This window comes from Solimonas marina (assembly GCF_012241385.1).
GTDB lineage: Bacteria > Pseudomonadota > Gammaproteobacteria > Nevskiales > Nevskiaceae > Solimonas > Solimonas marina.
This window is the reverse complement of sequence record NZ_JAAVXB010000015.1, coordinates 1-14,818: the sequence shown is the minus strand read 5'-3', so window position 1 is coordinate 14,818 and position 14,818 is coordinate 1. Positions and strand designations below refer to the sequence as shown.

11 protein-coding genes, 1 pseudogene and 2 riboswitches are annotated in these 14,818 nt (G+C 62.1%); all 12 genes and pseudogenes read left to right on the top strand.

Going from position 1 to position 14,818, the window contains the following annotated elements; genetic code table 11:
- Nucleotides 1-34 precede the first annotated feature (34 nt).
- A complete protein-coding gene (locus tag G7Y82_RS19110) occupies nucleotides 35-1,705 on the top strand; it encodes a M20/M25/M40 family metallo-hydrolase (RefSeq protein ID WP_168149735.1) in 1,671 nt (556 codons plus the stop codon).
- 170 nt (nucleotides 1,706-1,875) lie between these two features.
- Nucleotides 1,876-1,972, top strand: a riboswitch (glycine riboswitch).
- Nucleotides 1,973-2,371: 399 nt separating this feature from the next.
- Nucleotides 2,372-3,982, top strand: coding sequence for a M20/M25/M40 family metallo-hydrolase (locus G7Y82_RS19105; protein WP_240954433.1), 1,611 nt, complete (start codon nucleotides 2,372-2,374; stop codon nucleotides 3,980-3,982).
- A 77-nt stretch (nucleotides 3,983-4,059) separates the two neighbouring features.
- Nucleotides 4,060-4,257: a hypothetical protein gene (locus G7Y82_RS19100; RefSeq protein ID WP_168149733.1), complete on the top strand. Its 198-nt coding sequence runs from the start codon at nucleotides 4,060-4,062 to the stop codon at nucleotides 4,255-4,257.
- A gap of 88 nt (nucleotides 4,258-4,345) precedes the next feature.
- Nucleotides 4,346-4,443: riboswitch (glycine riboswitch) on the top strand.
- A 534-nt stretch (nucleotides 4,444-4,977) separates the two neighbouring features.
- The gene (locus G7Y82_RS19095; RefSeq protein ID WP_168149732.1) at nucleotides 4,978-6,468 is read left to right on the top strand and encodes a M20/M25/M40 family metallo-hydrolase; all 1,491 of its coding nucleotides are present in this window, start codon (nucleotides 4,978-4,980) and stop codon (nucleotides 6,466-6,468) included.
- 56 nt (nucleotides 6,469-6,524) lie between these two features.
- Nucleotides 6,525-7,280, top strand: coding sequence for an ABC transporter ATP-binding protein (locus G7Y82_RS19090; RefSeq protein ID WP_168149731.1), 756 nt, complete (start codon nucleotides 6,525-6,527; stop codon nucleotides 7,278-7,280).
- 2 nt (nucleotides 7,281-7,282) lie between these two features.
- On the top strand, nucleotides 7,283-8,833 hold the full coding sequence (locus G7Y82_RS19085; protein WP_168149730.1) for an ABC transporter permease: 1,551 nt from the start codon (nucleotides 7,283-7,285) through the stop codon (nucleotides 8,831-8,833).
- Nucleotides 8,826-9,338, top strand: coding sequence for a hypothetical protein (locus tag G7Y82_RS19080; protein WP_168149729.1), 513 nt, complete (start codon nucleotides 8,826-8,828; stop codon nucleotides 9,336-9,338). Before G7Y82_RS19085 ends, G7Y82_RS19080 begins: the two co-directional genes overlap by 8 nt.
- A complete protein-coding gene (locus tag G7Y82_RS19075) occupies nucleotides 9,328-10,773 on the top strand; it encodes an ABC transporter permease (protein WP_168149728.1) in 1,446 nt (481 codons plus the stop codon). The genes G7Y82_RS19080 and G7Y82_RS19075 overlap by 11 nt, the downstream gene beginning before the upstream one ends.
- Before the next feature lie 60 nt (nucleotides 10,774-10,833).
- Nucleotides 10,834-12,183, top strand: a complete 1,350-nt coding sequence (locus G7Y82_RS21240; protein ID WP_206370884.1) for an ABC transporter permease — start codon at nucleotides 10,834-10,836, stop codon at nucleotides 12,181-12,183.
- Nucleotides 12,164-13,585: a hypothetical protein gene (locus tag G7Y82_RS19065; RefSeq protein ID WP_168149727.1), complete on the top strand. Its 1,422-nt coding sequence runs from the start codon at nucleotides 12,164-12,166 to the stop codon at nucleotides 13,583-13,585. The genes G7Y82_RS21240 and G7Y82_RS19065 overlap by 20 nt, the downstream gene beginning before the upstream one ends.
- A gap of 160 nt (nucleotides 13,586-13,745) precedes the next feature.
- Nucleotides 13,746-14,366: an energy transducer TonB gene (locus tag G7Y82_RS21785; protein ID WP_168149726.1), complete on the top strand. Its 621-nt coding sequence runs from the start codon at nucleotides 13,746-13,748 to the stop codon at nucleotides 14,364-14,366.
- A gap of 96 nt (nucleotides 14,367-14,462) precedes the next feature.
- Nucleotides 14,463-14,818, top strand: a pseudogene (locus G7Y82_RS19055) (MotA/TolQ/ExbB proton channel family protein); the annotation flags it as partial.

The following is a 14,818-nucleotide window of genomic DNA, read 5'->3' as shown; positions in this document are numbered from 1 at the left end:
TGCGTTCGCAGCACAAACAATCAAGGGAACCATGATGAAATCAAAGACGTGGAAATTCTTGGGGCTGACGTCCGTGCTGTTCGTCGGCCTGGGGCTTGCGGCCTGCGGCAAGACGCCATCGGACTCGGAGCAGAAGGGCGAAGAGCCGGCGGCGCAGGCTGCTGCGCCGGCCAAGCCGAAACTCGGAATTCGTCCGTACGGCGACGAAACCGTCAAGATCGATATGAGCCAGATCCACAATCCGGATCTGAAGAAGATCTATCAGTACATCGACGATCACATCGACGATCACGTGGTGAACCTGCAGAAGTGGATCCAGCAGCCGAGCATCTCGAATACCGGCGAAGGCATCCAGGAATCGGCGGAGATGGTCAAGGGTTTCTGGGACCAGCTCGGCTGCCAACAGACGCAGGTTTATGACGTTGGCAAGACGGAGTGGGGCGCGCAGGGTAATCCCGTGGTCTACGCCAAGTGCGACGAGGGTGCGAAGAAGACGCTGGTGGTGTACTGGATGTACGACACCATGCCGATCTCGCAGCCGGACCTGTGGAAGTCGCCGCCGTTCGAGGCGCGCCTGGTCGAGCAGCCGCCGTACAAGAAGGTGCTGATCGGTCGTGGTGCAGTGAACTCGAAAGGCCCTGAAATGACGCAGTGGAATGCGCTGATGTCGATCAAGGCCGTCACCGGCAAGCTGCCGGTGAACTTGATCATCGTTGCCGAAGGCGACGAAGAGCGCATGGATATCGGCTATCGCCAGTTCGTCAAAACGCATCCGGACCTGTTCAAGGGCGCGGACGCGATGTATCCGTTCAGCTTCCAGGGTTATGTGCTGTCCGGCTCCGAGGGTTGCGTGTATGTGGAGCTGACGACCAGCGGCAAGAAATGGGGCCGTGGCCCGACGTACAGCAACATCCACGGTGCGCATAAGCGTGAAGTGGATTCGCCGGCCTGGCGTCATATCCAGATGCTGTCGACGCTGGTTTCCAAGGATGGCAACACCGTCAAGATTCCGGGCTTCTACGACAATATCGTGCCGCTCAACGATATGCAGAAAGCCAAGATCAAGGCGATCTCGTCGAAGGCCGATCTGAAGAAGATGGCGGAGAACCTCGGGGTGGCGCGCTTCATCAAGGATGACCCCGAGGATGTGCTGAAGATGATGTTCTACGGCACGTCGTTCAACCTCGATGGCATCTGGGGTGGCAACATGTTCCCGGGCGGTTCGGGCGCGATCCTGCCGAACGAAATCACGTCGAAGCACAATATCCGCTATGTGCCGAATCAGAACGGAATCGACATCGTCGACAAGCTGCGCAAGTACCTCGACAGTGAAGGCTATTCCGACGTCGGCATCCATATCGTCGGTGACGTGCCCTGGGCCAAGCAGAGCACCGACAACGATATTGCGAAGGCGGGCTTCAAGATGATGGATTCGTTCGGCATTCCGCACGCGGCGCCGAGCAGTGCGGCCGACATCATCGGCGGCTACTGGCCGGCCTATCTGTTCTCCGGTGATCCGGTCAACCTGCCGATCGCCGGTACGATGGCGGGTACTGGTGGCGGGGCGCACGCAGCGAACGAGTACTTCGTGATTGAAGGTGCCGGCAAGACCTACGGCATGGCGGGTGCGGAGAAGTCGGTGGCGACGGTGCTGTACGACTATGCTGGGCTGAATGATCCGGCCGCTGGCGAGGCGTCGAAGTAAGCCGAGTGTGAGCCGCTGTGAAGCGGCCTGTGGAACAAGAGCCGCCCGCAAGGGCGGCTTTTTTGTTGCTTGCAATTTGTATGTCGGGCCGCGGCACGCTTTCTGCACCAGAAAACGGGATGGTCATCGATGCGCGACAGGGAATCTTGATCGATGATCTGAACTGAAAAAACGAAATCGCAGGAGAGTGATTTCAGGCTTCGAGTCTGCAATCCGCCGAAGGCGCAATCTCCCATAAACGCTCAGGCCCAGTACTGCGATTTTGTCTGCCGTCTGAAGAGTGATATGCGCGCAATGCGTATATCCACCGAAGGAGCAAGCGTAGCTCGCTACGCGGAAACTCTCAGGTCCCAGGACAGAGGGAGCGGCGCAAGGCACTCGTGTGCAGGTGCGTCGCTTGTTGTGGGCCGTTGTTCCTGGGGATTCGACGCGCGGCATGCGAAGAGTGGTCGCGGTGCAGGTGTCGTCGATCGTGGTGCTTGTCGGGCAGAAGCACATGCAAACCCAGGTTTTCATGCACCGTCGCCGATCGATCGGGTGTTACGGCACTGCATGCCTCGCTCTGCTGCGTAATGCGGAAGAGCTTTCGGTTTGAAACTGGGGATAGAGATGAACCGTGTTACGAGAAATGCGTGTCTTCCGTTCGTCATGAGTGCCGTGGTGGCCATGGCGGCATGCGGCAAGGAGTCCAAGGCGCCTGAGGCGGCAACACCGGCGCCTGCGGCCGCGCCGGCCAAGGCGTCCCTCGGCATTCGTCCGAATGGCGATACCGAGCTGCAGATCGATATGAGTCAGATTCATAACGACGATCTGAAGAAGGTGTATCAGTACATCGATAGCCACATCGACGATCACGTGGTGAACCTGCAGAAGTGGATCCAGCAGCCGAGCATCTCGAATACCGGCGAAGGCATCCAGGAATCGGCGGAGATGGTCAAGGGCTTCTGGGACCAGCTCGGCTGCCAGCAGACGCAGGTCTATGACGTCGGTACGACGGAGTGGGGCGCGCAGGGAAACCCGGTGGTCTACGCCAAGTGCGATGAGGGCGCGAAGAAGACGCTCGTCATCTACTGGATGTACGACACCATGCCGATCTCGCAGCCGGACCTGTGGAAGGCGCCGCCGTTCGAGGGCCGTATCGTCGAGCAGCCGCCGTACAAGAAGGTGCTGATCGGTCGCGGTGCAATCAATTCCAAAGGGCCGGAGATGGCGTTCTGGAATACGGTGATGTCGATCAAGGCGGTGACCGGCAAGCTGCCGGTGAACCTGATCATCGTTGCCGAAGGCGACGAAGAGCGCATGGATATCGGCTATCGCAAGTTCGTCAAAACGCATCCCGATCTGTTCAAGGATGCTGACGCGATGTATCTGTCCGGCGGTGCCGGCATCGGCGGCGGCTCGGAAGGTTGCGTGTATTTCGAGCTGACGACCAGCGGCAAGCTATGGGGCCGCGGTCCGACGTACAGCAACATCCATGGCGTGCACAAGCGTGAAGTCGACTCACCGGCGTGGCGGCATATCCAGATGCTGTCGACGCTGGTGTCCAAGGACGGCAATCACGTCGAAGTGCCGGGCTTCTACGACAACATCGAGCCGCTGAAGAAAGTCGAAGAGGACAAGCTCAAGGAGATGGGGTCGAAGTTCAATCTGAAGGTGGCGGCCGAGAATATCGGTGTGGCGCGCTTCATCTCCGACGACCCGAATACGGTGGTGCACATGGCGCGCTACGGCACGTCGTTCAACCTCGACGGCATCTGGGGCGGCAACATGTTCCCGGGTGGTTCGGGCGCCATCCTGCCGAACGAAATCACGTCGAAGCACAACATCCGCTATGTGCCGAATCAGAATGGCATGGATATCGTTGCCAAGACGCGCAAGTATCTCGACAGCGAGGGCTATTCGGACGTCAAGATCCACGTCGTTGGCGATGTGCCGTGGGCGAAGATGCGCTACGACACCGATATCGCGCATTCGGTCGAAAAGGCCTTTGACGCGTTCGGCATCAAGTACCAGCAGCCAATCGAGAGCGATGCGTCGATTCTCGGCGGTTACTGGCCGGCCTATTTGTTTGCCGGCGATCCGATCAATATTCCGATCGCCAGCGGTGCGGCAAATGCCGGTGGTGGTGCGCATGCCGCGAACGAGTACTACGTGATCGAAGGTGCTGGCAAGACGTACGGCATGGCGGGTTCGGAAAAATCGATCGCGACCGTGCTGTACAACTTTGCAGGACTCAACGGTCAGGCGAATGTTGCGGATGCGAAGTCTGATATGTAAGTGAAGCTGCCGTCTGTGATGAAAAAGGCCGCCGTTTCTGGCGGCCTTTTTCATGGTGTCGCGGTTATTGATGAGGCATGGCACTCAATCGTGCGTCACCGATGGTGCGCCGTGCTCGCTATGGGAGCGTCGCCGATGGCGCCCTGGCGCAAAAAAGGCGGGCTTGCTGGTGGAATGAGCAAGTTCTGATCGTTTTGATCAAATTTTTTGCGTTTTGCATGCAGTGCCATGAAACACCTGTCATTTTCGAATCAGCGAATGCACAAATGCCATGACCTTGGTGTGGCACGCTTCATGCTCCATTAATCCTGCAAATCATCGACAAGTCGCAGGATCCATTTATCGTTGAGTTGAACTGAAAAACACGGAATCGCAGGAGAGTGATTTCAGGCCTTGCGCCTGCAATCCGCCGAAGGAGCAATCTCCCATAAACTCTCAGGTCCCAGTACTGCGATTTTGTCTGCCGTCTGAAGAGTGATATGCGCGCAATGCGTATATCCACCGAAGGAGCAAGCGTAGTTCGCTACGCGGAAACTCTCAGGTCCCAGGACAGAGGGAGCGGCGCAAAACACCTGCTAGCAGGTGCGCCGTTTCTGTATGTGAACGTTCTGGGGGCATGGTGAAAAGTCAGTCGCATCGTCGTTGCAGTCCGTCTTTCATCGGCGGTATGGCGGTCCTTCGTGCGGTACCTGGAAGGACTCGGCTTCCCAGTTCCACTCGTGCATCGGCTTCAATCGACCGGTTGATCGCGGCGATGCATGTCTCGCGGTGTCTGCAGACGCAGGCAGCCTGTCCGGTATCTGAAATTGGGGATTGAAATGAACCGTGCTACGAGAAACGCGTGTCTTCCGTTCGTCATGAGCGCAGTGGTGGCCATGGCGGCATGCGGCAAGGAGTCCAAGGCGCCTGAGGCGGCATCGCCAGCACCCGCCGCAGCTCCGGCCAAGCCGTCACTTGGGATTCGCCCTCACGGCGATACCGAGCTGCAGATCGATATGAGCCAGATCCATAACGAGGATCTGAAGAAGGTTTACAAGTACATCGACGATCACATCGACGATCACGTGGTGAACCTGCAGAAGTGGATCCAGCAGCCGAGCATCTCGAATACTGGCGAAGGCATCCAGGAATCGGCGGAGATGGTCAAGGGCTTCTGGGACCAGCTCGGCTGCCAGCAGACGCAGGTCTATGACGTCGGTACGACGGAGTGGGGCGCGCAGGGCAACCCGGTGGTCTACGCCAAGTGCGATGAGGGCGCGAAGAAGACGCTCGTCATCTACTGGATGTACGACACCATGCCGATCTCGCAGCCGGACCTGTGGAAGGCGCCGCCGTTCGAGGGCCGTATCGTCGAGCAGCCGCCGTACAAGAAGGTGATGATCGGCCGCGGTGCCGTGAACTCCAAGGGACCGGAAATGGCGCAGTGGAATGCGTTCATGGCGATCAAGGCGGTGACCGGCAAGCTGCCGGTGAACCTGATCGTCGTCGCCGAAGGCGACGAAGAGCGCATGGATATCGGCTATCGCCAGTTCGTCAAAACGCATCCGGATCTGTTCAAGGGCGCGGACGCCATGTATCGCTTCGGCGGCCAGGGCATCAGCGGTGGCTCGGAAGGTTGCGTGTACTTCGAGCTGACGACCAGCGGCAAGCTGTGGGGTCGCGGTCCGACGTACAGCAATATCCACGGCGCGCACAAGCGCGAAGTGGATTCGCCGGCATGGCGTCATATCCAGATGCTGTCGACGCTGGTGTCCAAGGACGGCAATCACGTCGAGGTGCCGGGCTTCTACGACAACATCGTGCCGCCGACCAAGGAAGAAGAAGCCAAGCTCAAGGCGATGGGCGCCAAGTTCAATCTCGAACAAGCCGCCAAGAATCTGGGGGTTGCGCGCTTCATCTCGGACGATCCGGACAAGGTCATTCACATGGCACGCTACGGCACGTCGTTCAATCTCGACGGCATCTGGGGCGGCAACATGTTCCCGGGCGGTTCGGGCGCCATCCTGCCGAACGAAATCACGTCGAAGCACAACCTGCGCTACGTGCCGAACATGAACGGCATGGACCTGGTCGCCAAGACACGCAAGTTCCTCGACAGCGAGGGCTACTCGGACGTCAAGCTGCACGTCGTTGGTGACGTGCCGTGGGCGAAGATGCGCTACGACACCGACATCGCACATGCGGTGGAGCACACCTTCGATGCGTTCGGCATCAAGTATCAGCAGCCGATCGAAGACCAGGCGTCAATTCTCGGCGGCTACTGGCCGGCCTACCTGTTCGCCGGTGACCCGATCAACATTCCGATCGCGGCCGGCGCGGCGGGCTCGGGTGGTGGTGCGCATGCCGCGAACGAGTACTACGTGATCGAAGGTGCCGGCAAGACGTACGGCATGGCGGGTTCCGAAAAGTCGATTGCCACCGTGCTCTACGACTTCGCCGGTCTCAATGGTCCGCAGACGTCCGGCACGACGCCGGACGCCCAGTAAGCAAGCCTGATGGCGGCCGGCATTCCGGTCGGCCGCCAGAATTGGAGGAACGGAAAATGCCCGTTATTTCACTTCAGAACCTGAAGAAGAGCTACAAGCTCGGTGACAACACCGTCCACGCGCTGCGCGGCGCGTCGCTCGACATCGAAGCCGGCGAATTCGTGACGATCACCGGTCCGTCGGGATCGGGTAAGTCGACGTTGATGCACATCCTGGGCTGCCTCGATCGTCCGACGGACGGCAAGTACCTGCTCAACGACCGTGACGTCTCGAACCTGTCGCGCGACGAGTTGGCGGCGATTCGCAACAAGCAGATCGGTTTCGTGTTCCAGGGCTTCAACCTGCTGCCACGCACCACGGCGGTTGAGAACGTCGAAGTACCGCTGCTGTACTCGCGTCCGGCGATGCCGGCGATCGAGCGTCGCAAGCTGGCGCTTGCCGCGCTCAAGTCGATGGGGCTCGAAGAGCGCGCCCATCATCATCCGAGCCAGCTTTCCGGCGGTCAGCAGCAGCGCGTTGCCATTGCCCGCGCCCTGGTCAACCAGCCTTCGCTGATCCTGGCCGACGAGCCGACCGGCAACCTCGATACCAAGACCAGCATCGAGGTCATGCGCATCCTGCAGGAGCTGCGTGAGCGCCGTGCGATCACCATCGTGCTGATCACGCACGAGCCGGACATCGCGGCTTACGGCACGCGCATCATCTCGGTTCGCGACGGCGCGATCGTCAGCGACAAGCCGAATGATCCGACGCCTGCGCTCGAGCACGTTGCGGAGGTCGAGGCGCCCCGTATGGCGGCCAACGGAATCTGACGATGATCCCGCTGCGACAATTTTTGCAGCTCGCTCTGCAGGCACTGCTGCGTAACCGCATGCAGACCGGGCTCGCCGTGCTGGGCATGGCGGTCGGCGTCGGTGCGCTGGTGACGAGCGTTGCGCTCGGCCGCGGTGCGCAGGACGCGATCGCCGACCAGCTACGCGCAGCGGGAGCCAACGTCATCGTCGTCACCGCCGGCAACTACATGGCTGCCCACAAGGTGATCAAGGACGACATCGTCGAAGGGCGTGCCGATCCGAATCCGCTGGATCTGCTGTTCCCGAATTCGGGTTTGCGCAAGGTGTCGTGGCATCCGGCATCGCTCTCCGGCGGGCTGTTGCAAGCCGTGGGTGGTGCGCAGGGACGTCTGCAGAAAGTGCATTTCGAGGACGATCCTTTCGCCAAGCACGATCATCCGACTGCTGCGCAGCGCCTGGGTGACGCGATGGCGGGCCTGGGCTCTGCAGCGACGCTGACTCGTGAGGATGCGGCGGCCATTCGCAAGATTCCCGGCGTGCAGTACGTGGTTTCCGGGGTCCATAACAATTCGCGCGTCTTCATTGCGGGGCATCGCGACGAGAAGTGGTTCACGCGCATGCATGGCACGGAGGCCGATCTTCCGGAGATTCGCACTGGATGGGTTTTCCCGCATGGTCGCTTCCTCAACCCGAATGAAGTCGAGGGCAAGGAACAGGTCATGGCGCTTGGGCAGATCGTGTCTGATCACCTGTTCGGGCCGAAGGTCAACCCGGTCGGCAAGATCGTGTTTTTGTGGAACCAGCCGTTCAAGGTTGTGGGCTTGATTGGAAGCCGCAGTTGGGCGCAGCAGCCGGCGGTCGGCGATGATGAGTTTGACGCGGTCTATGTGCCGGTCACGACCGTCAACCACCTTCTGGATCTCAGCAAGCTCAACAACATCACGATCACCACCAAGTCGGTCGGGCAGACGACGCAAGTTGCCAAGGAGATTGGGGACTTGCTGCGAAAGCGGCACAAGATCGCCGATGGCATGCCAGCTGACTTCACCGTCAAAACGCAGGCGGAACAGGTCATCGGCAAGGGCTTGTCGCCCGAGCTTGCCTACGCGGTCGGCGGCAACGCCAAGTCCATGGACCAGTTGACGATCGCCAAGCTTTCCGGATCGCTGGAGCGTGCCAATCGGACGATGTTGGGTCTGTTGGCCGGCGTCGCCACCGTGTCGCTCCTGGTCGGCGGTATCGGGGTCATGAATCTGTTGCTGCTTTCCGTGACGCAGCGCACGCGTGAGGTCGGACTGCGAATGGCGGTGGGCGCTCGGCGCAGCGACGTTGCGGTGCAGTTCGTACTCGAGGCCATGCTGCTCAGCGTCGCGGGTGGTCTGGTCGGTGTCCTGGCCGGTGTGCTGGCCTCCGGAAGCCTGGAGCGTTTCTTTAAATGGTCCGCGGATATTTCGTCGATGTCCGCCGTGATGGCCGTCGTCGTCGCTGCAGTGATTGGAATGGTTTTCGGTGTCTATCCGGCGCGCCGCGCCGCTCAGCTCGACCCCATTGAGGCGCTTCGGCATGAATAAGTCTGACTTTATGGTTCGCCTGTCTACCGTGCTGCTCATGCTGGGCGGGCTGGGTGCATCGTCTGTGGCTTGCGCGCACGGCGCGCACACGCCACATCACAGCGGCGCGGTCGTGCAGTACAAGAGCATTCACTACGAAGTTGCGGCGCTGCCGCAAGGTGGTGTGCAGCTCTACATCACCAGCGAAAAAGGCAGGGATATGCCGGCTTCGTCGGTGTCCGACGTTGCCGTACAGATTGAGCGGCCGGATGGATCGAGTGAAAACGTCGACATGGCGCGAGATCCGTCAAACGATCTGTGGCAGGGGACAAGTCGCCCGGTCAAGGATTTGAAGTCGATTTTCCACGTCGCTTTTATCTATCTGGATGAGCCCGTGATTGGTGCCTTGCCGGCCTCGTTGATGCCGGCGATTGGGGGCACTGCGCCGGCTGACGATGATGACGATCATGGTCACCATCACGACGAACACGGTCATGCGGAAGAGGCCGAGGCGCATGAGCACTAATCTGCAAGCAGCGCTCAGGGCACTGCTGCAGAACAAGCTGCAAGCCCTTCTAACGTTATGCGGCATGAGCGTCGGTGTGGCGATGGTGGTCATCGTCTCCGGTCTGGGCCGCGGCGCGCAGCTGACGATCGAGGATCAGATCCAGCGCGCCGGCCCGACGCTGATCGTCGTGCGCTCGGGCAATTTCCAGCCGATCGCACAGTTCACTCGCGGTCAGCAGGATACGAGCGGCGGCGGTTCGGCTGAATCGTCGGCATCGTCAAACGGCATGGATGAAGGCGCGTTCGATGTCGAGGCAGCCAATCGCGCCGGTCCCAAGCGCGAAGTCGGCAAGCGTTGGACCCAGTCGAAAGTTCCGGCGACGCCGTTGTCGGACGCCGAGCTGCACATGATGCAGCACGACGTGCCGAACGTTCTGGCGGTGGCCGGCAGCATCGACGGCAACCTCAGCGTCGATCCGTCGTCGCGTGCGGCTGTGCGCGTCGTTCACGTCGAAGGTTTTGCACCGGCGTGGCCGGACATGCACAACTGGCATCTGGTGGCCGGCCGCATGGTCAGTGACCCGGAACATGCCAGCGCGGCGCCGGTGGCGATGGTCACGGCGGCCGCCGGCAAGCGCCTGTGGCCGGATGCGACGTCGCCGCTCGGGCAGACCCTGCAGCTGGGCGGCAAGACCATCACGGTGGTTGGCGTCATCGCCCGCAGTGGTGACGACTCCGGCAACGCGCTGGTGGTGCCCCATGTCGAAGTGCCGCTGACCTTGAGCAAAGTCTTGCTCAAGCGCGACGACTACGATTCGATCACGGTGCGCACGGCATCGGTGGCCGTGACGTCGAAGGTCGCCAACGAAATCATTGCGCAGCTGCGCGATCTGCATCAGCTGTCCGACGAGACCATCGACGATTTTCGTGTCGAAAGTCAGAGCACCTCGGCGCTGCCGGGCATGGGCGTCAATCCGCTGATGTCACGTGCCATCCATTCCAACGTCTTCGAACTGGAGAAGGCATCGTGGGAGGAAATGGCCAAGAGCATGCGCCAGGCTGGCCGTACGTTTGCGCTGTTGCTGGCGGCGGCGGCGGCGGTTTCGCTGGTGGTCGGGGGCATCGGTGTGATGAACATCATGTTGGTCTCGGTCACGGCGCGCACGCGTGAAATCGGCTTGCGCATGGCGGTCGGCGCCCGCACGCGCGACGTTTTGACGCAGTTCATGGTCGAGGCCGTGGCACTCGCTGCGATCGGCGGCGTGGTCGGCCTGGGTCTCGGTGCTGCCGGTCTTTATCTGGCACATCACGGTTTCCACTGGGCGACCTCGATTTCGCCCGGAATGCTGTTCGTCGCCATTCTCATGGCGATGCTGACCGGTGTGGTCTTCGGCTACGGCCCGGCGCGCCGCGCGGCTGTGCTGGATCCGGTCGTCGCGCTGCGCAAGGAATAAGCCCATGTCCCATTCAAGCGACACCATTACCGTCGTCGGAACTCTCGTTCGGAGTCATTCATGATCGCGTTGCTGCCCGTCAATATTCGCCTGGCGCTTCGTTCGCTGAGCCGCAACCGCATGCGGACGCTGCTGACGATGCTGGGCATCATCATCGGCGTGTCGGCGGTGCTGACGATGGTGGCGATCGGTACCGGTGCGCGTGCGTCAGTCGAGAGCACGGTCGGCTCGGCCGGTACCAACCTGATCTTCATCGACGCCGGCAACTACACGCGTGGCGGTGATCAGATCGGCATCGTCTCCGGTCGTGGCCGTGCGAACACCTTGATCGGCGCCGACGCGGACGCCATTGCGAGCGATGTTTCGGGTGTTTTGGCGATCAGCCCGGTCGTCGAACTGCGGACCTTCATTTCAGCGGGCAGCGCGCGCGCGTTCGCCAAGATTCGCGGCGTTTCGGGCAGTTTCGATCAGATCTGGGGCTGGGATCTGCGCCCGGGCCGTATGTTCTCGGAAAAGGCGACGCAGCCGGAGGCGGTGATTGGTCGTGGACTCGCCAATCAGATGTTCGGTGCGGGCAGCGATCCCGTGGGCCAAGTCGTGCAGCTGCGCGATGTCTCGTACAAGATCGTTGGCGTCACTGCTGGCGTGTCTGATGGCCAGACGGACATGTTGTTCGTGCCGTGGCAGCCGTTGCAGAAAAGCCTCAACGTCAACTATCTGAACTCGATCACGGTCGCGGCCAAGAAAGCGGGCGAGACCTCGCACATGTCTGACGAGATCAAGAAGCTGTTGCGCAAGCGCCACGGCATCACGGGCAGCGCGCCGACCGATGCACACGGCTATCTGGCGCAGCAGGGCGGCGTTGGCGGTACGCCGGACGATTTCACCGTGCAAACCCAGGCTGGCAAGGCCTTGACCAAGGGCCTGTACACGCCGGCCGCGGCGTTCGCGCTGGCCAACCTGCCGAAGCTCGACGAAGTCACGCTCGAAGAGATGGCCGACACGCTCGATCGCTCCAGTGACACGATGACGGCACTGCTGGCCAGCATCGCCGGCGTGTCGTTGATCGTCGGTGGCATCGGCATCATGAACATCATGCTGGTCTCGGTGACCGAACGGACGCGCGAGATCGGCCTGCGTATGGCGACCGGCGCACGCTCCAGCGACGTCGCGCTGCAGTTCCTGATCGAAGCCGTCACGCTCAGCGTGCTCGGCGGCATCATCGGTCTGGTGCTCGGTTTGCTGGCGTCACGCATCGTCGGCTGGTCGCTTGGCTGGCCGACCAGCGTTCCGTACGGCGCGATGGCGCTGTCGATCGGCATTGCCGCGGCGGTTGGTCTGCTGTTCGGCAGCTATCCGGCGCGCCGCGCCTCGCTGCTCGATCCGATCGATGCCCTGCGGACGGAATAAGCACGCGCATGCGACACAGTCCGGTCAAATCCGGCTCGGCCTGCTGTTCGGTCTGGCGCTGCTGTTCGGGATCGGCTTCGCTGGCGGCGCCGCGTTCCTGCATTGGCGCGACCGTAGCAGCCTGCCTGCAGAAGGGGAGCGTTTCGTGACGCTGGCCTTGTCACTCGCGCATCCGCCGCACGAGGCCGAGGTCGACGCGTACTTCGGTCCGTCGTCGCTCGACCATCGGGCTGACGCAGAAGCGCCGTCGCTCGACGTGCTGTTGAGTCGTGCACGGGCGCTGCAGGCCGACGTCGAAGCGCCGTCCGCGACCCCGTCACCGCGCCGCCAGGCGCTGGCGAACCAGCTCGACAGCTTTGTCGCGCTGCTGGACGGTCTGGCGCACCCGGGCAAGCAGAGCTTCGCCGACGAAGCGCGCGAGGTCTATGGCGTACAGCTGCCGGCGACGGACGCGGCTGCCATGCAAAAGGCCGCCGCGGCGCTGGACGCATTGCTGCCGGGGCCCGGTAGCCTCGTGCAGCGTGTCGAGGATTATCAGAATCGCTTCGTGGTCCCGACTGCGCGGCGCAAGGCGGTCTTCGAGCGTGCGCTGGCCGAATGTCGGACGCGCACGCTGGCGCACTGGCGTCTGCCGGCTCAGGAGCGCTTGACGGTCGAGTGGACCGACAAGGTCGACGCCGCCTGGCATCGTTACGACGGCAATTATCACAGCACCCTGCAGATCAATCCGCAGGCCGTGGCGTTTATCGGTTCGGCGCTCGACGTTGCGTGCCATGAAGCCTATCCCGGCCATCACGCGCAGTTCAGCGTGATGCAGGCCGACGCAGGTGCTCAAGGTCTGCCCGTCGAGGATCAGGTCGTCCTGCTGCGTTCGCCGGCATCGGTGCTTCGTGAAGGCGCGGCGAACTACGGCGTTGATCTGGCATTTCCGCTGGACGACCGCCGCGCGTTCCAGAGGGACGTTCTGTTTCCGCTCGCCGGTTTCAATCCGGCGGAAGCGGCGAAATATGCCGAGGTCCACCGTTTGGTCAACGAGTTGTCACTGTCGGTCGTGCCGATCCTGCGCGATTACCGCGACGGAAAGCTCTCGGCCGGCATGGCGGCCTACCAGTTGCGGACGCAGGCACTGATCCCCAGCCCGCAGGCATTGCTGGGATTCGTCGATCAGTACGGCGCCTACGCCGTTGGTTACACAGTGGCACGAGATGTCGTGCGTGATGCTGTGCAGGCGCGCGCCGCGCAGTTCGGTGGCGATCGCTGGCAGGCATTGCGGGCAGTGCTGGACGCTCCGCAGGGCGGAGTGGCCGGTGTGGAAGCGGCGCAGACGGCGGGCATCGTGTATGCCGGTCGTGTGGCTTGGTGCCGCAGCGAGTCGCCGGCGCGTTCGGTTTCGCTGAACTGAGCGTGTGGGTGTCGTCAATCTTCAAGTGATGAGGACAGGTAAGGACATGATGTCAGTGAGTCAGGCAGGTCATCGACAGCGGCTGCACGAAGCACAACGGTGTGCGTTCGATGTGGCGCGGCTTGCCGCCTTCGGGCACCGCGAGTAACGGGACGCCACCATGCAATTGGGTCAAGCAAAACCAGATGGCGGTCGTCGAGCCTTCGGTATCGGCGCGGTCATCGTCTTTCATGCGGTGCTGATCTGGGCGCTGGTCAACGGCCTGGCGCGCAAGGCGATCGAGCTTTTGCCGCCGCCGATCGAAACCAAGATCATCAAGGAACAGAAGCCGGACGAGCCGCCGCCACCGCCGCCGCCGCCGCCGAAGCTCGATACGCCGCCGCCGCCGTTCGTGCCGCCGCCGGAAATCAACATCGCGACGCCGCCGCCGACCAACACGATCACCGTGCAGGACAAGGCGCCGGCCCCTCCGCCGCCGAAGCCGGTGGCGCCGAAGCCGCCACCGTCGTTCCCGCTGAAGGTGACGGGCCGCGGCTGCCGTGCGCCGGAATACCCGCCGATCTCGCAGCGTCTGGGCGAAGAAGGCTCGGTCGTACTGCAGCTGCTGGTCGGCACTGACGGCAAGGTCACCGACAGCAAGGTGCAGACCTCGTCGGGCTACAAGCGCCTCGACGAGGCGGCCCGCAAGGCGCTGAGCCTGTGCCAGTTCCAGCCGGCCATCGTCGATGGTCAAAAGGTTCCGGCCTGGGGCGCGATCAAGTACACGTTCCGTCCGGAATAAGCCGAGATGAAAATTCTAGGCCGTGGTGCGGGACGCACCGAAATTGATTCAAACCACCGTTCACTCAACAACACGCATTCGATCTGGAGATGTCAGATGTCGTTCATGGAATCTTGCAAGGCGCTCACCGCCGTCAGCCTGTTGACCCTGGCCGTCGCGCTGCCGGCGCACGCGCAGGACACCGCCGCCCCGGCCGATCCGGCCGCTGCTGATACGGCCGCCGCACCGGCGACCGATGCCGCCGCCGACCCGCAGGCTGCCGCCGATGCCGCGGCGGCTCCGGCCGACGCCGCGCCGGCACCGGTCGAAGACGCCGGCACGGCGCCGGACGGCAACAAGATGGCGGAAGTCGACAACCCGTACGGCCTGTCGGCCCTGTGGGCGCAGGGCGACTTCGTCGCACGCGGCGTGCTGATCATCATGCTGATCATGTCGGCGTCGACCTGGTACAT